Annotated in this window: 19 protein-coding genes; 3 read left to right on the top strand and 16 right to left on the bottom strand. The window is 47.6% G+C overall.

What is annotated here, in order from left to right; genetic code table 11:
* Positions 1–108 precede the first annotated feature (108 nt).
* The 12 genes from LSG31_RS17745 to LSG31_RS17800 all read right to left on the bottom strand — a co-directional run bounded on the left by LSG31_RS17745 (position 109) and on the right by LSG31_RS17800 (position 12,928).
* On the bottom strand, positions 109–2,871 hold the full coding sequence (locus LSG31_RS17745) for a helicase C-terminal domain-containing protein (RefSeq protein WP_347436379.1): 2,763 nt from the start codon (positions 2,869–2,871) through the stop codon (positions 109–111).
* Positions 2,872–3,018: 147 nt separating this feature from the next.
* Positions 3,019–4,500, bottom strand: a complete 1,482-nt coding sequence (locus LSG31_RS17750; protein WP_347436380.1) for a tetratricopeptide repeat protein — start codon at positions 4,498–4,500, stop codon at positions 3,019–3,021.
* Positions 4,501–4,556: 56 nt separating this feature from the next.
* Positions 4,557–4,937, bottom strand: coding sequence for an aspartate 1-decarboxylase (gene panD, locus LSG31_RS17755; protein WP_347436381.1), 381 nt, complete (start codon positions 4,935–4,937; stop codon positions 4,557–4,559).
* Positions 4,938–5,032: 95 nt separating this feature from the next.
* Positions 5,033–5,887, bottom strand: a complete 855-nt coding sequence (gene panC / locus LSG31_RS17760; protein ID WP_347439556.1) for a pantoate--beta-alanine ligase — start codon at positions 5,885–5,887, stop codon at positions 5,033–5,035.
* A complete protein-coding gene (panB, locus tag LSG31_RS17765) occupies positions 5,884–6,756 on the bottom strand; it encodes a 3-methyl-2-oxobutanoate hydroxymethyltransferase (RefSeq protein ID WP_347436382.1) in 873 nt (290 codons plus the stop codon). The genes panC and panB overlap by 4 nt, the downstream gene beginning before the upstream one ends.
* Before the next feature lie 392 nt (positions 6,757–7,148).
* Positions 7,149–7,937, bottom strand: a complete 789-nt coding sequence (locus LSG31_RS17770; protein ID WP_347436383.1) for a biotin--[acetyl-CoA-carboxylase] ligase — start codon at positions 7,935–7,937, stop codon at positions 7,149–7,151.
* On the bottom strand, positions 7,918–9,243 hold the full coding sequence (locus LSG31_RS17775) for a CCA tRNA nucleotidyltransferase (RefSeq protein WP_347436384.1): 1,326 nt from the start codon (positions 9,241–9,243) through the stop codon (positions 7,918–7,920). Before LSG31_RS17775 ends, LSG31_RS17770 begins: the two co-directional genes overlap by 20 nt.
* A complete protein-coding gene (gene bshA, locus LSG31_RS17780; protein WP_347436385.1) occupies positions 9,179–10,333 on the bottom strand; it encodes an N-acetyl-alpha-D-glucosaminyl L-malate synthase BshA in 1,155 nt (384 codons plus the stop codon). Before bshA ends, LSG31_RS17775 begins: the two co-directional genes overlap by 65 nt.
* Before the next feature lie 41 nt (positions 10,334–10,374).
* Positions 10,375–11,088, bottom strand: a complete 714-nt coding sequence (bshB1, locus tag LSG31_RS17785) for a bacillithiol biosynthesis deacetylase BshB1 (RefSeq protein WP_347436386.1) — start codon at positions 11,086–11,088, stop codon at positions 10,375–10,377.
* Positions 11,085–11,492, bottom strand: coding sequence for a methylglyoxal synthase (locus LSG31_RS17790; protein WP_347436387.1), 408 nt, complete (start codon positions 11,490–11,492; stop codon positions 11,085–11,087). The genes bshB1 and LSG31_RS17790 overlap by 4 nt, the downstream gene beginning before the upstream one ends.
* 138 nt (positions 11,493–11,630) lie before the next feature.
* Positions 11,631–12,446, bottom strand: a complete 816-nt coding sequence (dapB, locus tag LSG31_RS17795) for a 4-hydroxy-tetrahydrodipicolinate reductase (protein ID WP_347436388.1) — start codon at positions 12,444–12,446, stop codon at positions 11,631–11,633.
* 149 nt (positions 12,447–12,595) lie between these two features.
* Entirely contained in the window at positions 12,596–12,928 is a 333-nt protein-coding gene (locus LSG31_RS17800; protein WP_347436389.1) for a nucleotide pyrophosphohydrolase, read from the bottom strand.
* A 288-nt stretch (positions 12,929–13,216) separates the two neighbouring features.
* On the opposite strand from LSG31_RS17800, the gene ylbJ reads away from it, so the two are divergent.
* Positions 13,217–14,479: a sporulation integral membrane protein YlbJ gene (gene ylbJ, locus LSG31_RS17805; protein WP_347436390.1), complete on the top strand. Its 1,263-nt coding sequence runs from the start codon at positions 13,217–13,219 to the stop codon at positions 14,477–14,479.
* 60 nt (positions 14,480–14,539) lie between these two features.
* Here ylbJ and LSG31_RS17810 read toward each other — a convergent pair whose 3' ends face one another.
* Positions 14,540–15,328 carry an undecaprenyl-diphosphate phosphatase gene (locus LSG31_RS17810; protein ID WP_347436391.1) on the bottom strand — a complete coding sequence of 263 codons (789 nt, stop codon included), beginning with the start codon at positions 15,326–15,328 and terminating at the stop codon, positions 14,540–14,542.
* A gap of 141 nt (positions 15,329–15,469) precedes the next feature.
* Here LSG31_RS17810 and LSG31_RS17815 point away from each other — a divergent pair, with 141 nt between their 5' ends.
* On the top strand, positions 15,470–16,516 hold the full coding sequence (locus LSG31_RS17815) for a YkvI family membrane protein (protein ID WP_347436392.1): 1,047 nt from the start codon (positions 15,470–15,472) through the stop codon (positions 16,514–16,516).
* A gap of 154 nt (positions 16,517–16,670) precedes the next feature.
* Positions 16,671–17,522 carry a YitT family protein gene (locus LSG31_RS17820; RefSeq protein ID WP_347439557.1) on the top strand — a complete coding sequence of 284 codons (852 nt, stop codon included), beginning with the start codon at positions 16,671–16,673 and terminating at the stop codon, positions 17,520–17,522.
* A gap of 102 nt (positions 17,523–17,624) precedes the next feature.
* Here the strand turns inward: LSG31_RS17820 and LSG31_RS17825 are convergent, their stop codons facing one another.
* Genes LSG31_RS17825 through LSG31_RS17835 form a run of 3 tightly spaced genes read right to left on the bottom strand, consistent with a single transcriptional unit; the run spans position 17,625 to position 19,698 of the window.
* The gene (locus LSG31_RS17825) at positions 17,625–18,422 is read right to left on the bottom strand and encodes a menaquinol-cytochrome c reductase cytochrome b/c subunit (protein WP_347436393.1); all 798 of its coding nucleotides are present in this window, start codon (positions 18,420–18,422) and stop codon (positions 17,625–17,627) included.
* A gap of 38 nt (positions 18,423–18,460) precedes the next feature.
* The gene (gene qcrB, locus LSG31_RS17830; protein WP_347436394.1) at positions 18,461–19,132 is read right to left on the bottom strand and encodes a menaquinol-cytochrome c reductase cytochrome b subunit; all 672 of its coding nucleotides are present in this window, start codon (positions 19,130–19,132) and stop codon (positions 18,461–18,463) included.
* Between the two features lie 8 nt (positions 19,133–19,140).
* The gene (locus LSG31_RS17835; RefSeq protein WP_347436395.1) at positions 19,141–19,698 is read right to left on the bottom strand and encodes a QcrA and Rieske domain-containing protein; all 558 of its coding nucleotides are present in this window, start codon (positions 19,696–19,698) and stop codon (positions 19,141–19,143) included.
* Between the last annotated feature and the right edge of the window lie 22 nt (positions 19,699–19,720).

A 19,720-nucleotide genomic window follows, 5' to 3' on the forward strand; every position in this document is an offset into this window, starting at 1 on the left:
ACATCCGAATGCAAACGCATTTCCATTACCATCGTACATTTGATGGTTCCTGTTCGTCAAATGATTTTTCCATTTTTTCGCTTTCTGCAAAGCAAGAGCTGCAGTCGTTTACGGCCGCAGCCAATGATAGACAGCCGCATAGATTTCCCGTCTTGTCCCTTGAAACATGCGCGGCTTGGGAAGGGATTGGATAAATCGTTTGCCATAGGAAGAATCGACAATTCTTCGATCAAATACGACAACAGCACCGACATCTTGCGTGGAGCGAACCAATCTGCCAAATCCCTGCTTGAAGCGTACAATGGCTTGCGGTACCGCATATTCAGAAAATGCGTTATGGCCTTTTGCTTTCAGCAGTTCTGTACGGGCTTCGATGACCGGATGATTCGGCGGCCAGAAAGGCAGGCGGACAATTGCCAGACAGGACAACTGCTCGCCTGGAATATCCACACCTTCCCAGAAGCTGCTCGTCCCGAATAACACCGCTTGTTCATGATTTTTAAATGTCTGGATTAAATGATGGCGATTGGAACTATTGATCCCTTGTGCGAATAACGCAATCCCGAATTGTTGAAAGGCGTCAAAGGATTGTTTGTAAACTTCATGCATCATTTTATAGGATGTGAACAGGACGAGCATTCGTCCTTTGCTGATACGGCCAAGCTTGACCAGCGTGTCACATAATTCCCGTATAAACAGTTCCGGCTCCTCTGTCATGCCCGGCATGTCTGTCGGCACACATAATAACGCCTGCTCGGAATAGCGAAAGGGCGATTCAACCGTTAATGTTTGCAACTCTTCTTCTTTTTGCGATCGCAAAAGACCAAGTCGCTGCACAGCATGTTGGAATCCTTTGTTGACAGTAAACGTAGCAGATGTCAGAATAATGGACTGCTTTTTCGAAAAAAGCATTTGATCAAGCAGCGGACCAACATCAATCGGTGCTGTATAGATACCGACAATCCCTTTATGGCCTCTGTCTTCACGTTCAATCCATGTGACCGTATTTTCATCTGTTGCCTGGTAGAAGTTGGTCATATCTTCCCAGATCCGGTCAACTTCCTTCGCCAATCCGATCGCATCCTCGATCATGCCTTCCAATTCTTCCGATTCCAGGTCCTCTAGTCCTGCTTCCAGTCCTTTGATATGTTTGCGCAAAGACTGCAGTGTCACTTGAAAGTTATCGAAGGACAAGCCGATCGGCTGCCAACTTTCTTCCTTGCGGTCATTTGCGCGGATGCGCAGCACAGAACGTCCGCCGTCTGATGACCCGGTATGGCTTGCCACAAATTGGGACAAAAGGTCAAACATCTCCTCAGTTGCTTGGCGCAGAGTCAAACAATCTTGCATGACAGAATCGATTTTGTTTGTCCATGCCGCCATTCGTTCCGGCTCTGTATGAAACACGCGTGTGAACGTTTGTTTAAGCAAAGGCAATTGGCCTGTTTTCCCATCTTTGTGCAAACGGTTCAATATGCCCATGACGCGATAATAATGGATTTCCGTTCCGAGATGTTTGGTTGCACCGTCTTCCAAATGATGTGCCTCATCGAAAATTAAGTGGTCGTATCCCGGCAAAATGTTATGGTCTGCTTTTAAATCGGTCAGAACAAGGGAATGATTGGTAATGACGACATCAGCGCCACTTGCAGCCGCCTTGGCACGATGATAATAACAATATTTAAACCACGGGCATTTTTTGTTAATGCAAGTTTCCGCTTCGCTCTGGATTTGCGCCCACAGCTCCTGTCCATCAAACGAGAGCGGAAGTTCTTCTCTGTCGCCGGCTGGCGTATCTTTTAGCCACACGAGCATTTTCATCAGAAACGCCGCTATGTTTTTGTCAGAAAGAAGCCCAAGTGTATTCAATGATGTCGCTACTTTACGCATGCACACGTAATTGTTCCGGCCTTTCAGCACCGCAAATTGTACGGGAAGCTGCAGGAGTTGTTCGACTAAGGGAACGTCCCGCTCCAACAACTGTGTTTGCAGATGAATGGTATGCGTGGCGACAATGACTTTTTCATCAGAACTTGCGGCAAACTGTGCGGCCGGAATCAAATACGCAAGCGATTTCCCAGTGCCAGTGCCCGCTTCTACAATCAAATGCTGACCATCGTTCAGCGCCAGTGCTACCTGGTGAAGCATTTCCAACTGTCCTTGCCGCGGCTGGTAGGAGGGAAACAGTTGCTTCATCGGTCCATCTGCTGCCATAGAATCCAGGCAATCACTGACGACAAATGGAACAGACTCCCTTTCTGTTTTCTCTTGAATGACTCGCTCCCGGAATAACAATTGTTGAATGATTTGACGGCCTTCTGGCGCTTGCAGATGTGTAAGAGAGGAAGTTTTTTGAAAAATCGTTTGCACGACCAGATGGTAACCGGAATCTACCATAGACGATAGTTCCATGATCTGCTGCAGCAGAAGATAGGGCCATTCAGCAATCGTATGCTGGATCATTTGAAAAACATTGATGACGATATCTGCTTCATCCAAATGTTCCGGATTTAACGAATGGCTGCGCTGTAGTTGCTCCACGACATCTGAAAATGACTGAAACTGCATGGCAGGCCAAACGTATGCCGCCACTGTCGGGAGATGAATGAAGGCATTGCTTGGAAATGTATACCCCTCATCTTCACACCAGGTCCGTATCATATGAATCATTTCCAAATCGCAGGCGGTCACCATAGGATACTGTTGCGTCATCTTTAAAAACTGACTCGCATCGCCATGATGTTCCGAAAAGGAGCACTGTTCCACGATCTGCTCCTGTTTCACAATTCCCACGGTAAATGTCCAATGCTCCGTTTGGGCATCTCTTGCCATTGGTTCTTGCCATATAAGCACTGAGTAGCAGTCTAACATACAACCCACCTTTATAAAGAAAACTTGGCTTCGCCAAGCTTTTCGGCGAAGCCACAAAAGGCGAACCACGGAGGTTCACCATATCTTGTACGATTCGGAACGCATACATTTTAGAGGTCGATCGCGCAAAACTCTTTTCCGTCATTTTCAAATCGATTGTGGCTGAAGCTCCCCGCATTTGCTCCAATACTCTTGCGCACGTTCATGATCTCCCATAAAATAATGGTTTAATCCTTTATAGAATAAAGTCTCAACCGCATGACTGTCAAATCCCAAGGCAGCATTCAAATATCGCATGGACTGTTCGTACTGTTTTTGCGCCATTGCGATCCGGCCCAAATGAACCAGCGCGATGCGTTTGATATTCGGATCTTTATTGCGTACCACGCGATGCAATAGATCTCTCGCGGCGGAAGCTTCCCCCAACTCGCCATAAATATGGGAAAGACCAATCAGTCCATAGGGTTCTGCCGCATGATACCGCAATAACGTCTCAAATACCTTTTGTGCTTTTTGCAGTTCCCCCTGTTGTATCAAAAGCCAACCAAAATAAAATAACCCTTCTTTGCTTTTCGGTTGGATGCTTAAGTGTTTTTGCACAAATGCCCGGGCCTTATCCGTGTTTCCTCGCCATAACGCAATCCATCCCAATCCGGAATACGCCCGTCCACATGCAGGATCAAAGGATAAGGCTTTTTGATAGCTTTTTATAGCTTCTTCGTAATTTCCAAGCTCAAGTTCCAGTTCTGCCAATAAGCAAACAAAATCGGAGCGCTCCGGCTGCCGCTGCACCAACTGCAGCGCATACCCTTTACCCTCATCCGCGTACCCTAAGAACCGCCATAATTTGGCACATAATTCGCCTGCTTCCAAATCTTCCAGATTGGAGCGAAATGCTTGCATAAATTGTTGCAGCGCCTGCACGTATTTTCCCGTTTTAAAATGGCAAACACCCAAATTAAAAGACAGGTCTTTTAATTCCGGCATGATCTCCTGCGCCCGGGAAAAATGCCGAATCGCATCGCCATACTGACGTTCCTGCGCCTCCAAAACGCCTTTTGCCTGATATACAGTCGCTAATACAAGGGGTTCATTCGCCACATGTTGTAAAAGTTTTAGATGTCTGCGCGCCTCCTCACGTCTCCCCTGCATCACACAGGCGACGGCCAGATACATGCGGGCAATAGTCGAATGGTCTTGATTCTGTGCGACGGCATGTTCAAATTCCCGGATTGCTTCCGGATACATCAACAATTGAAAAAACCCTACACCTTTTTGAAAGGAACGGACGTGTAAAGACGTTTCCAACGGTTCGTGAAACTTGGCTATCGATCCTTTGGGAATCGGAGTTGACATATGTTTTGTCAAAAACTGATTCCATTCCGATGTGGAAGAATCGGACACTTCGGCTGCAGTTGTCGATGCAAATTGATCCAACTGATATGTTTCAATAATGTCTGAACAATGTTCGTCAAAGTCGATCCATTTTTCCAGAAAACTGTCGCAAACATTCCGCAGCGCGAATAATTCTTCCGCCAAATACAGTTTTTGATCAGCGTCAGCCGTTTGCAGCTGTTGTTGAATTCTGCCAACTGCACGTTCGAGAAGTTCAAATTGCTTTTTAAACATAAAGATCCCCCAAAAAGCGATATCTTTTTGGTAGTATGCTCTATTTTTGCTTTGCTTTATACCGTCTGTCCATGTTTTTCCTCAATAATTTCCGCAATCGTGTTATCTTCATTCATCAAAGCAATCATTGGCTTAAAATTCGGCAACTCCTTATCATCGACCAAGGCATAGGAAATAATGATCACAATATCCCCTTCCTGCACCAATCGGGCTGCCGCACCGTTCAGACAAATCACTCCGGAGCCCCGCGGGCCTTTGATCACGTAAGTTTCCAAACGAGCGCCATTGTTATTGTTGACAATTTGCACTTTTTCATTAGGCAGAATATCAACAGCTTCCAAAATCTCTTCATCGATGGTGATACTCCCGACGTAATTCAAGTTTGCTTCTGTCACGCGGGCACGGTGGATTTTTGCTTTCATCATTGTACGCAACATCAATTTCACCCCCAAATCAAACATTTCACTTTTGAATTTCAACGCGGAAACGGATACCATTTTTTATCCCATTGTATACAACTAAACTCTGCAAGCTAAAGCGGCGGAGCTTCCAGCAAACAATTGTCGATCAAGCGCGTGTTCCCAAAGCGAACAGCCAATGCCAAAAGGCCTGTCCCTGTCAAAGCGGTTAGAGACTGGAACGTCTCCGGATCCCGAATTTCCACGTAATCGATTCTTGCCAACGGCTGTTCTTGAATTTGCTTGAGTACCGCAGCGCGAATCGTAGACGCGTCCCTTTCCCCCGCCCCCGCCATTCGCTGTGCCAACTGCAAGGACTTGTTTAAGGATAACGCTTGTTGCCGCTCTTCCGACGATAAGTAAACATTTCTCGAACTTAATGCCAATCCATCCGACTCCCGGACAATCGGGCATGGAATGATTTCGATGGGAATATTCAAATCCCGTACCATGGTTTTGATAACGGCGACTTGCTGAAAATCTTTTTGGCCAAAATAGGCCCGATCTGCTTGTGTAATCTGAAATAATTTTGTGACAACAGTGGCAACGCCGCTGAAATGACCGGGCCTCGATGCACCGCACATGACATCCGTAATTCCTTTTACCTCTACAGATGTCTGGATCGGCACCGGATACATTTCCGAGACTGTCGGCGTAAACAGCACATCCGCAGACACAGATGCGGCCAATTGAAAGTCATGCTGCAAGTTTCTCGGATACTTCTCATAATCCTCATTCGGACCAAACTGCAACGGATTTACAAAGATCGACACGATCACATGATCTGTTTCTTTTTTGGCAGTTTCCATCAGACTCCTATGCCCTTCGTGCAAATAGCCCATCGTAGGGACAAAACCGACCGTTTTGTTTTCTCTTTTCCATCGTTTTACGATGGATCGCAGTTCTTGTATGGTTTCCACTTGTATCATAATCGTTTCCATTCCTCCTGCAATGCGGCAATGTCGTTGCGCAGTTGTTCAGCCCATTCTTTTTTCATCCCAAAGGAATGGTCATGATCAGGAAATGCCTGTTCTTTTACTTCTTTCCGATATTCTGCAATCGCTTCAACCATTTGTCCGTATCCATCCATATATTGTTTCGCAAAACGCGGCAGATACGCTTCCGACAAGCCCAACAAATCATGCAGCACCAATACCTGTCCGTCACATTCTGCGCCTGCACCGATTCCGATCGTCGGAATGCTCAAAGCTTCCGTAATCAATCCTGCCAGCACCCGCGGCACACATTCCAGCACGATCCCGGAGCAGCCTGCTTGCTCCAGTTCTTTCGCAGCGATAAAAATGCGCTTCGCTGAAATCGGATCACTTCCTTGCACTTTAAACCCGCCGAGTTGATTTACCGCCTGTGGGGTTAAACCGATATGGCCGATCACCGGAATTCCCGCCTGTACCAACGCTTCAATTTGGGAAGCGATTTCCGTTCCGCCTTCCATTTTTACAGCGTCGGCCAAACCTTCTTGCATCAATCTGCCTGCATGGATGATAGCATCCTGCACATTCGTATACGTCAAAAAAGGCAAGTCCGCAACTACCATCGTTTGTTTTGCACCCCGGGTCACCGCTTTTGTGTGGTGAACCATATCCTCGATGGTAACAGGCAATGTGGAATCATACCCCAATACGGCCATTCCCAGAGAGTCCCCCACGAGAATCATGTCGATACCGGCCGCTTCCGCCATTTTCGCTGAAGGATAATCATATGCTGTCATCATGACGAGTTTTTCTTTGTGTATTTTTTTCTCACGCAAATCCGTTACGCTAAGTTTTTTATTTGCCATCATTCTGTCCTCCTTACGCCTTAGAATGCCACGCGAGGAACCTAAGCTTCCATTCCATTCGCAAAAAACCGAAATAAAAAAACTTGCCCGGCCGATCCGCGAGCAAGCTTTTTATCCGGAGCTATGTAAACAGACACATGCGTATCGATTCGCCGGTATGGCAGATCCTTTCCCGGTTTTCGCAAATCCGGGAAGCGATGCCGCTCATACACGCGCATGGCTGTAAAATGATAAGACAATCGAATAGAAACAGGAGTGCAGTTCTCGCGGATACCGCCTCTTACATCATCTAATCACAAATTTTCTAATCTGTCTACCAAGAGGGATGTTTAAAAACAAGAGAGGATGTTCAAAAAGCAGTCGAAACACCCGCACCGCTTTTTGAACATCCTCTAGGAGCTTGTCAACATTTGCAGCTCGCCGGAATGGATCCGTATCGTTTCCCCGTCGTTTTTTTGGATGATGAGACAGCCATCCGGATCGATACCCGTGGCAACGCCGCTGATTTGCGCATGGTTGTAGTTGACTTGGACGGTTTTGCCCAGTGTATGGTTGAACGTCTCCCATTCCTGGCGAAATTTCGCAAAGGAACGTTCGGTTAAAAATTGGCGATAACAGTCTGCGAATTCTTTCAGTATGGCGTCTGCCACTCGATCCCGATCCCATTCTTTTCCTGTCACCGCAAGCAGGGATGTAGACGTTTTTTGCAAATAGGACGGAAATTCATTCGGCAGGATGTTCACATTGACACCAATGCCGATCACGGCTGACTTTACCTGTTTTTCCCGGACAGTCGTCTCGGTCAAAATGCCGCATACTTTCCGGTTGCCGTAAAAGATATCATTGGGCCATTTTATGTTTGGGCTGCTGCCAGTCAAATGGGCCAGTCCGCGCCGAACCGCGATGGCTGTCACCAATGTCAACTGGGATGCGACCGACAATGGCAAATAAGGATGTACAACGATTGACATCCAGACACCTGCTGCTTTTGGAGAGTCCCAGTGTTTGCCCTGCCTGCCCCGCCCTTCCGTTTGCCGATCCGCCAAAAAAACGGTAAATTCCGGAACGTCCATCGATTGCAAGCGTTCCAGCGCAAGTGTATTCGTCGAATGAACCGTTCCAAATTGAAAGATTTGAAACGGTCCTGCTGCTCTGACTGTATCATGACTGTATGGTTCCATTCTGCTTCCTTTCCGCAATCTGAGTTTTTGCCCAGTCCATCAACTGCTGCCGTTGATTGGGGAGGTGTCCGTGCAGTACGCCCATGGCAAGTTCTTGCAGCATTTGTCCGATCCAGGGCCCGCCTTTGCCGCCCGCAAGCGGAAGCAGATCCCTGCCATCGAGCTGGAGTTGCTTGGAATTGTGAATGGGCATGGCGTTACATACATCCCGCACCCGTGTTTCATCGATTCGATGTGCAGGATGCAACTGGTTATGTATGTGAACTCCCTGTATTGCGATTTGCAACCCATATGCAAAAAGCATGTCTTTTAAAAAAATAAAGGTCTGATCTCCTGATCTTTCATGGTCTGTACATTCGATTTGCAACCGCATGCTGCATGCAAGGATTTGCCTGCCTGTCGCAACCGTTTCCCGGCCATAGCGCAGGGAACGCAGCCATTCCCCAAACTCCTGCTCCGTCTTGTTCAAAAGTCGTGCCAACAAGGCAAGCTGTGCAGCTTCATCCGTCATATTTTTATAACAATTGACAAATACTTGCCATTTCGGGAGGTGTTCCAAGCGATAGGACAAATCAAATACGCGCAGCCATCCTGTGTCAGCTAACTGCTGCAAAGGAATGGAATGTGCGGCAGAAATCATTTTCCTCCACTCCACACCCACCCGTTCTCTCGCGATCTGTTCGAGCTTATCGGAACAGGACGCAATCGCTTCGAATGTTGAGGCGTCAATTGCAAACCCGAGTTGCGCCATAAAGCGGAAGGCGCGGACACACCGCAGCAGGTCTTCCCGCATGCGTTCCATCGGGTTTCCTACGCCGCGGATTGTCCGCTCATTGATATCCTTGACGCCGCCATACGGATCTACCAGCTCCCCGAGCAGGGAACAGGCGATGGCGTTCATGGTAAAATCCCGCCGCTGCAGATCTGCCAGAATGGATGTTTCGAATTGAACTTCGGAGGGATGCCGGGTATCCAGATACTTTCTTTCACTTCGGAACGTAGTCACCTCGATGTGTACAGCTTCATGGATCACCGTCACAGTTCCAAACCGAATCCCCGTCTCGACGGTGTGGGGAAAAAGCCGGGCGACGATTTCGGGACGAGCGGATGTAGTGATATCGAAATCGACAATCGGCAGACCCAACAATACATTGCGTACACAGCCGCCTACCAGATAGGCATCATATCCGGCAGAGACAAGCGTGCGCAAAATCTGATACGCCGCTTTCCCTTGTGTCGAATCAAACAGACTTCGCATAATCATAACAGGGTTTTCCATCGATTGCCAACTGGTACAATCGTTCATATTCGTTCACCAAATCCTCCAAAGTAAACCTGTCCAGCACCCGTTTTCGTGCATAGACGGCAAAACTTGCATGCAAATGGTCGTCAAGCAGCAATTGAATCGCACCTTCCGCCATGCTTTGCACATCGCCGACCGGATACAGATAGCCGCATTTCCCGTGTTCGACGACTTCCGGAATGCCGCCAGCGTCCGAGCCGATGACAGGCACTCCGCAGGCCATTGCCTCAAGTGCAACCAAACCAAAGCTCTCTTTCTCCGATGGCAATACAAACAGATCTGCCAGGGAATAGAGTTTTGCCACTTCATCCTGTTTTCCCAAAAATTTCACGTTGGATTCCAAATGTTTTTCTTTGACGATTTGCCTGACTTTTGCCAATTCCGGCCCTTCCCCTACAAGCAGCAGCACGCTGGGAACCGTTTGTTGCACCCGATCAAACACCTCGACTACATCCAGCACTCGTTTTACTGCCCGAAAATTGGAAGCATGCAAGAGGATCTTCTGCTCCGGTTTGGCAAAACAGTTGCGCATTTGCTTCACGTCGATGCGCCTGTATGTATTGGGATCGACAAAATTATAAACGCGCCGGATCGGACAGCGGGGCCGGAATAACTCTTCCGTTTGTTTGACCAGGCTGTCGGAAACAGCCGTAACCAAATCGCTTTTTTCAATGCCAAAACGAATCATATCTCGCAGCGAACGATCTTGCGCCAATACGGTAATATCCGTTCCATGCAATGTGGTGATGATTTTCACACGGGATTCGGGACGCATTTCCTTTGCCAAATACGCACATACTGCATGGGGAATGGCATAATGGCTGTGCAGAATATCCAATTCCGCATATTCGATCACTTCCGCCAGCTTGGTGGCGAGGGATAATTCATGCGGCGGATTTTTAAACAACGCATAATTTGCCACATCTACTTCGTGAAACATAATGTTTTCATGAAACTCCCCAAGCAGCCGAAAGGGGATCGCGTCTGAAATGATATGCACTTTATGTCCCCTGGAAGCCAATGCTTTCCCCAATTCGGTCGCCAATACGCCAGAACCGCCAAGCGTCGGATAGCAACTGATTCCGATATTCACGGATACCCCACCTTTTTTCCATTCGGCTTAGGATTTGGAACCTAAGCGAATGTTGTCAAATCTTGAATTGCCAACAATTGTGCCGGAAGCAAGCCTTCCGCAAAACGGGCATTGATCTGTTGGCCAAACATCGCATCGCGCCCTTCCACGGCATTTAGGAAAATACCGTTGTTTAAAGGTGTTTCCGCTTTGCCGGACTGCCGCTGAAATTGCGTGGCATATGCCAGAAGCGCCTCCCGCTTGCGGCCATAAACACTTGAAACATCAACGGCAAGGGGAACGGAATGCGTATCATTGATAAAATAGTAATACAACTGCTGCGGACGATATGGCTCTGCATGACTGTCTGCCGGTTGATACTTGCGCAGTCCTGCGGAAAACCAGGCCTCGCGCACGATTTGCGCACACCAGCCGTGATCCGGATGGCGATCGGACGGATGTGGCGCCAAGATAATTCTGGGTCTTGTCTCCCTTAAAATGCCGACAACCCGATCGATCATAAAGCGCTCGAGCCTAAGCCCGCGGTCTTGCAAATGCAGTTGAAAGCGCGCTTGTACGCCGAGAATGTCAGCAGCCCGTTGCGCTTCCTGCCTTCTTGTTTCCACCGTTCCGTTGGAAGACATTTCCGCCTCGGTAAGATCACAAATGCCTACTTTATATCCCAATTCCGCATGGAGTGCGAGAATGCCGCCTGCACCGATTTCCACGTCATCCGGATGTGCGCCAAACGCCAGAACTGTGAAATCTTCCGTCATTTCCGCTCACCTAATCCGTCCCGCCAGCCGAAAAATCCGGCCCGCAATCCCTGAATCAACACTTCCGCGGTTGCCAGATTCGTAGCGACCGGTATGTTGTGCACATCACATAAGCGCAGTAAGGCGATAATATCCGGTTCATGCGGTTGTGCCATCAGCGGATCCCGCAAAAATATGACCAAGTCCATCTGATCTTCCGCAATCCGCGCGCCGATTTGCTGGTCACCGCCAAGGGGGCCGGATAAAAAGCGGTGGATTTGCAAGTTTGTCTGTTCCATGATCCGTGCGCCTGTCGTACCGGTCGAAAACAGCTTGGCCTGTGCCAAAATGGTTTCATAAGCGATAGCAAAATTGACCATTTCTTCCTTTTTTCGGTCATGTGCAATGAGAGCGATATGCAGCATTTGTTTTCCTTCCTCTACTTAAAAATAAAACTGCTTCTATACGGATTCGTTTCCTATTCGTTTCCTATTCGTTTCCTATTCGTTTCCTATATAGTGCCTCTGCCGGCAGCAGCCAGTCCAGCGGGAGTGCCTATCGGACTATTGCAAGAGATTCTCAAGGCCATATACCATTCCCGTATATGTCATGACTTTCCGGCATGCAAGTACAATCCCTGGCATAAAGGACTCTCTGGAAAAAGAGTCATGACGAATCGAGAGCGCCTGCCCTGTGCTGCCGAACAGCACTTCCTGATGCGCTACATACCCCGGCAAACGCACGCTGTGGATGCGAATGCCGTCAAGCTCGGCACCGCGAGCGCCGCGCAGCCGCTCCTCCTCATCCGGATGTCCTTGGCGAAACGACTCCCTGACTTCTGCAATCATTTCCGCCGTTTTTTGTGCCGTACCAGAGGGGGCATCCAATTTTTTGTCGTGATGCATTTCGATAATTTCCACATGTGGCAAATATTTCGCCGCCTGTTTGGCAAACTGCATCATCAAGATCGCGCCGATGGCAAAATTCGGTGCGATCAAACCGCCGATTTCCCGCTGCCGGCACGCTCTGTCCCATGTTTTCACATCGTCCAGAGTAATGCCTGTCGTGCCGATCACCGGCCGGGTTCCATAGCGTATCGCCAACTCTGCATGTTCTTTTACCACTTGGGGTGTCGTAAGATCGACCAACACATCCGGCGACTGTTCCGCAATCAATCGTTCCAGATCGGTTGTAAAAGAAGTGCCGGTGGCACCTATGCCGATCACTTCCCCCACATCTACGCCGGACAACGTCCGATCGATGGCGCCTGCCAATTCCAGATCTTCCGTTCCCAACACTGTTTTTACAAATTCCCTGCCCATGCGGCCCTTTGCGCCTGCGATGGCTACTCGAATCCTTTGCTGCCTTGTGTCACTCATTGTCAAACTCCTATTCTATGTAAAGATGTTCAAAGAAGCATGGCATCCTTCGAAGCATGGCATGTTTCTTTTGCTTTTTCCAAATTTGTTTCAAACCATTATGTTCTTCTCAGTGTATCAAATCTTTGGAAAGACAGAAAGATCTGCGATTATTCCGGATCTTTCGGTGTCCATCGATTGGCGTCACGGGTTTGGAACTTATGCACGACCTGGCGAAAAGATTCGGCCAGATCGATTTCCAGGGAATTGGCAAGGCATGTAATGACAAAAAGCAGATCTCCCAATTCCAATCCGATGCTTCCTTCCTCTTCGTTCGCTTTTTTCGGCTTTTCTCCATAGTGATGATTCACTTCACGAGCCAATTCTCCTAATTCTTCCGACAGCCGCACGACCAAAGTCATGGGTTGAAAATAGCCTTCTTTATACTGTGAAATATAGCGATCCACAATCTCTTGCATCTCTCGGATGGTTAGTTCAGTCATGTTGGATTCTCCTTTTGAATATTTGCAACACATGTTGAATATTTGCAATGTATGTTGCCATCCCAAAATCATCATCAGTGTCTAACGTTTCGCTGTTTACCATATAGCTTCCTACAATTATACACGGTTTCCGCCGCATCCGCAGTCGAAATCCGCGCCCCCAACGTGGATTTCGACTGTCCAAAAGAATTTGTACAAGCGAAACGTGGACAAACATATTCGGCAATTCTGTTCATATGATTGGAAAGAGTAGTCCAAGCACGCATTTGTTGAAGGAGTTGATTGTCTGTGACAGGAAAAGCCAGGCGTTCGATGACCATTTTTCTGGCCGTCGTCGTCGTATTTCTCACGATTTCCCTCGTACTGTATCCTGAACAGGCGTTCCAGGCTGGGACGGACGGATTAAAAGTATTCTGGGATGCAGTGTTCCCATCACTCCTTCCCTTCTTTATTCTGTCTGAAGTGATGTTGGGGTTAGGGGTAGTCAATGCGTTGGGAGTCATCTTGGAGCCGTTAATGCGGCCGCTGTTCAGCGTCCCAGGTGCAGGTGCATTCGCATTATCCATGGGACTGGCCGCCGGATATCCAATGGATGCAGTCATTACAGCAAAATTTCGCCGTAATAAGCTATGCAGCAGAATTGAAGGGGAGCGTCTGTTGGCATTTACGAATACGGCAGATCCATTATTTATGTTTGGCTCCGTAGCCGTCGGCATGTTTAAATCGCCGTCCCTTGGCATGCTTTTAGCAATCGCCCATTATATCAGCGCATTTCTCGTTGGTTTTAGCTTTAAATTTTACGGCAGACGAACTGAACGTAAAGAACGGGAAGAAGAATCGTTCACCAGGGAAACTCGTACTGACAAAAAAGGCCGAATGTTTAGCCGCGCGATTCTGGAATTGATAAAAGCCAGAGAAGAAGATGGCAGAACACTTGGAAAATTATTGGGCGATGCCGTCAATGATTCCATCAAAACACTTTTTATGATTTGCGGTTTTATTATTTTCTTCGCCGTACTGATTCGGGTGTTGACAGAAGTCGGCTTCACAAGCCTGCTGTCGTATCCGCTTCATAGTTTATTCGCGCTGCTTGGCATCGACCCGCATTTGATCGGGCCGACATTGAGCGGAATATTTGAAATCGATATCGGCGCATCCCAGGCTAGCCAGGTGGCTGCTCCAATGGTGCAAAAATTTTTGATTGTCAGCGCCATCATCGCATGGAGCGGATTGTCTGTGCATGGACAAGTGGCAAGTGTTTTGACAGGTACAGACATCCGGATGTTCCCTTATATTATGGCGCGCATGTTCCACGCAGTCTTGGCTGCCATTCTTACCGTCGTATTTTACAACTTGGGTTTTGGCAACGAATTGGCACATACTTTTTTCCTGCCGACATTGTGGTCTGGAGTTACACCGACAAGCGCCCATTGGCTGGTTTCCTGGACAGCGTTAAAAAATTGGGCCGACCTGTTGGGGATCACCATTGGATTATCGCTGCTTGTATACGTCGGCAGCCGATTCAGAAGACGCGCCCCTTCTTCCCGGTAACGGACATATAAAAACCCCCGTACACATCGCGCGGGGGTTTTTATATGTCCATTCTCCAAATTAAAACCAATAATGTGTTACAAACTGATCGAACAGCACAAATCCTCCAACCAGCCATACATAATAACTAAACACCCGCAATCGTTTTGTTTGAATCGCATGGACCATATATCGGATAGAAGCATATCCGGCAAGCGCTGCGGCAACCATCCCCGCAATAGCCGGAAGCAATCCGACAGATGGGGTTCCGGTGCTTTCCAGCAAGTCTTTTACTTCCAGTATTGTCGCTCCGAGAATGACAGGTACAGATACGAGAAAAGAAAAATGGGCGGCAAGTTCACGATCAAAGCCTCGAAACAATGCTCCTGTAATCGTCAAACCGGAGCGGGAGATGGCCGGCAAGATGGCCGCACCTTGTAAAATCCCCACAATACAGGCATCTCCATATGTAATTTGCCGGATTGTTTTTCCCCTGCTTTTTTTTCCATCGGCAAACCACAAAATAACACCCGTTGCCATGAATTCCACTCCTAATGTTCCACCATTTTCAAACAATCGGTCAAATACATCTTGAAACAGAACACCGATGATTGCGGTAGGAATCACTGCTACATAGACAAGTCGGGCAAATCTCGATAAAGGGTGTCGCACAATGTCCCACAAAGAATGCCAATAGACGATGACAAGAGCGACCAATGTACCAAGATGCAAAAGAACGTCCATCGTCAGTGCGCCGTCTTTGACTCCCAACACTTTTTGTACGAACACAAGATGACCGGAACTGCTGACCGGCAAAAACTCGGTAATTCCCTGTACCACTCCGAGAATGATACTTTGCCATAGATTCATGCACATGCCTCCCTTTCCTGCAGCCTTGTCCAAAAGATCTGCCTAGATAATGCCTATGCTGCTCCATGCGACATTATAAGTCGCGAACAGTAATGAATCGGCAATCCTGCAAATACACTGGTATCAGGAGGGGGACATGCAATGAATCGATTATCCTGGAAACAATCCTTTCAAATTGGATGTACATACATTGGTACTGTTATCGGTGCAGGATTTGCATCCGGTCAAGAGATTTTGCAATTTTTCACCATTCATGGCACATACGCCTACTTTGGCATTTTTCTTGCCACTGTGTTGTTTGCATGGGGCGGCATCCGCTTGCTGCGGTTCGGCTACGAATTGCGTGCCATCTCGTACAATCAGTTGACAGAATATAGATTCGGTAAACAATTGGCGCGAATTCTCGATTCCTCCATGTCGATCATGCTGTTTGGCATAACAGTAGCCATGTTGGCAGGTGTAGGCGCCCTCTTTCAGGAACAGTTCCACCTTTCTTTTCATTTCGGCGTGCTTCTGACCATCGGACTCACTCTTTTTGTATTATTGAAAGGCATGAAAGGGATATTGTCAGCAAACTCTATCATTGTTCCTTGTATGTTTTTGTTTACCATTCTGATTTTTATTTTGACACTGCGTCAGGGAATTGTATCTCCATCAGCCATTGCCGAACAAGAGAATCATTGGAAATGGGGGCTCTCTTCCATTTCATACGCGGCATTTAATCTCGGATTGGCCGTTTCGGTTTTAATTCCGCTGGGGACACAGGCGGGCACGATCCAAACATTAAAATTGGGCGGCCTGATCGGAGCAGTCGGCCTCGGCGTCATGATGGTGATTGTACATATCGCCCTGGCGGCACACATGCCAGGAATGATCGCCTTTGAGGTTCCGATGGGATACATTGCCGCCAAAATGAATCCATGGCTGCAAATCGGCTTTTCTTTTGTCTTGTGGGGAGAAATATTCTCATCGCTGATCGGCAACGTGTATGCCCTCAGCAGCCAAATGAAGCCCGGCGCTTCTATGCTGCAAACATTGTTTCTCAACATCTGCATTTTGACTGTCGCTTTTTTTGTCGCGCAGATTGGATTCTCAAAGCTGGTAACGATTCTCTACCCGCTATTTGGCTACTTAAGTTTCTTTTTTATACTTGCTATCCTTTTTCCCATCCGGCACCGCAATGAATAGAAAGATTCAATGAAACTGCTAAAACAACACCGTATATTTTGTCGGAAAATTTTTCGCGGAAAAAGGAAAGATGTGGCATAATAAAAGCTGTAGGAAACATGTGACGATCCATCAGCGGGAAATTTGGAAAGGCGGGATTTCTATACCATTGAAGTTGAAAGGAAAATGGAATAGCAATATTTGGAGTATTTTCGGCATTTTGCTGGGGTCTTTTATTTATTCAGCCGGTCTTAATAATTTCATTATTATTAATCATTTGGCAGAAGGCGGATTTGTAGGCATTTCGATCTTGTTTCTGTATCTGTTCCATATACCCGTAAGTATTACGTTCTTTGTGTTAAACGTTCCTTTGTTGATTCTAGCCTGGAAATTTTTTGGCCGCAGTTTTATCTGGAAAACCATTCTCGGCGTTGTCTGTGTGTCTGTGTTTTCGGAAATCACGCAACATTGGCAACCCCCGATTCACGATCGTTTGCTTGCCGCTTTATATGGCGGTGTTGTCACCGGAATCGGCCTTGGAATTATCTTTCGCTTTGGTGCTACTACCGGAGGATCCGATATTATCGCACGATTGGTTCGGCAATCTTTCGGTCTGCCAATGGGGCGAATCATGTTTTCGATCGACGTCATGATTATCGTGATCGTCGCTTTTTTAATCGGAAAAGAGACAGCGATGTATTCACTTGTTGCATTATTTGTAGCCAGCCGCGTCATCGATTTTGTATTGGAAGGTCCATCTTCCAGCAAAGCAGCGATGATTATTTCGGAACATCCGCATGAAATTGCGGAACGAGTACATAAAGAATTGGAACGAGGAACGACACTTTTAAAAGGACGCGGAGGATTTACCGGCCAAACGAAAGAAGTCGTGTATTGTGTTGTTGCACGAGAGCAAATTTTCCGTTTGCAGCAAATTGTTGCCGAGCTGGATGAGCGGGCGTTTGTAGTGATGAACGATGTACACGATGTGCTCGGAGAAGGATTTACATTCGATTCGGGTGTATGAAAAATGTTTGAAAAAGGAATGTTTAAAAAAGGACAGTCGATCGCGACTGCCCTTCCTTTGTGTTTCCTACAGAAATTTTGACAAATCTGTGAGAATTGTTTATCATTGTTTTTGTTGGGATAGCCAGTGCGCCACTTGCTTGATCTGATTCGGATCTGTCAATGTGCCGCCTGCCGGCATATTCGGCGGAAAGCCTTTTTTGATAATCGCTTCCAGTTTGGCTTCATCAAATTTCTTGCCGATTCCCAACAGTTTGGGGCCAACTGCTCCTTTCAGATCAGCGCCGTGACATCCGGCGCACGTTTGACCGAATATTTTGGCGCCCGGATCATTGGTGTTGACGAGCGCACCGGCCGCAGCCTTGCCGCTGCTTCCGCCGCTGCCGCCAGTATCTTTGGATGCGCCCGCCGTCAATTCAGCCAACGCTTGCGGGTTTGCAGCAAGCTCCATATGATACGCGACTTGGGCTTCCCGTGTCAGCCAGATCATGAATACAACTGCAACAACCATGGAAAGAGTTGCCAAACGCTTGCCCGGTCTGCGGTTTTTCTTGATATCAAGCCATGGTACGAGTAAAAGCGCCAGAAATGATACGAGCGGAACTGCTACAGTTCCTACTACTTCCACAGATCCCGGGAAGTATTTGAGCAATTGATAGAGAAATAAAAAATACCAGTCTGGTACAGGGATAAAGTTTGAATCATCCGGATTGGCACGCGGTGTCAAATCGACAGGATTGTATATCACCCATATAATAAATCCGGCGAGAACAACGGCTCCCATGATCCATTCTTTCAGGAGAAAATTTGGGAAAAAAGGTTCGGTACCCAAAGGCAGAGTCTTGTCTCTTTTAAAACGAGGCACTCCCGGTATACGTTCCCTTGAATTATCAGCCGACATTCAGGCAACCTCCTTTGCGGGAAATCAAACATTAACGATTACATAGGTCCGGCAATGCCTTGCTTGCGAATCATGACAAAATGCAATGCAAGCAAGATAAGCAATGCGGCCGGCAAGAAAAATACATGAATGGCAAAGAAACGGGTGAGCGTCATCGCCCCTAATGCATTGCCGCCGATCAGCAAAGCTTTGATGCTGCCGCCGATAAACGGTACGGAATCCGCGATTTGCGCGCCGACAGAAGTTGCCCAGTACGCTTTCTGATCCCACGGCAACAGATATCCGGTAAAGCCGAAAAACAGCATCACTGCAAAAATCAAAACACCCACTACCCAGTTTAATTCGCGCGGCGCTTTATATGCACCGGTAAAAAACACCCGCAGCATATGCAGGAACATCATGATCAAAACGAGACTCGCACCCCAGAAATGCATGCCGCGGGCGATTTTCCCAAGCAGCACCTGGTCTGTGATGTATTTCACGCTGCTGTATGCATTGTGAATATCCGGTACGTAATACATGGCCAAAAACATGCCTGACAGTATCTGCGTTACAATAATGAGAAAAGTCAAACCGCCAAAACAGTAAATAAATGCGGACATTTTCGTGGCCGGGTTGACGTGTGCCGGTACTTCGTGATCTGCTATATCACGCCAGATCGGAGTGACGCCAAGGCGCTCATCAATCCAATCATAGATTCGTTTCAACATGTTAGCACCTACCCTTTGTTTGGTCTACGATGAACGGTAGTATCCAGCAATACTTCCCCGCCTTCGATTTTGACGCTATATGCATCAAGCGGTCGTGTTGCCGGAGAGCCGGGACTCTGATAGCCGTACTTGTCAAATTTGCTGCCATGACAAGGACAATGGAACCACCATGGACCATCTTTGGATGGGATCGGTTTGCCATTTGCATCAAGCGTACCGTTGATCTGGCAACCAAGATGTGTGCACTTGGGGGAATACGCCAGCAATCCGTCAGGTTCGTTTGCTTTCTTGATCACCCATGCGCGAATGTTCACATCGTTGTGAATCCATCCGTCCGATTGCTTGGCTTTAAACTCGACTAACGTAGGCAGATCCGAATTGAAATCGGAAACTTTCTTTCCTGTCTTCACAAATGCACTGTCGGCTCCTCGGGTCAATGGATCGACAGCAAATGTGACAAGCGGTGCGGCGATAACCGCTCCCATGAAAGCGCCCGTTCCACCTAGGGCATACGTCAGAAACTGGCGTCGAGTCAGGCCTTCTTTGTCTTTGTTTTCTTTGTCCATTCTACTTTCCTAACCTCCTTGC

The organism is Fodinisporobacter ferrooxydans, from assembly GCF_022818495.1.
In the GTDB taxonomy this organism is placed as follows: Bacteria; Bacillota; Bacilli; order Tumebacillales; family MYW30-H2; genus Fodinisporobacter; species Fodinisporobacter ferrooxydans.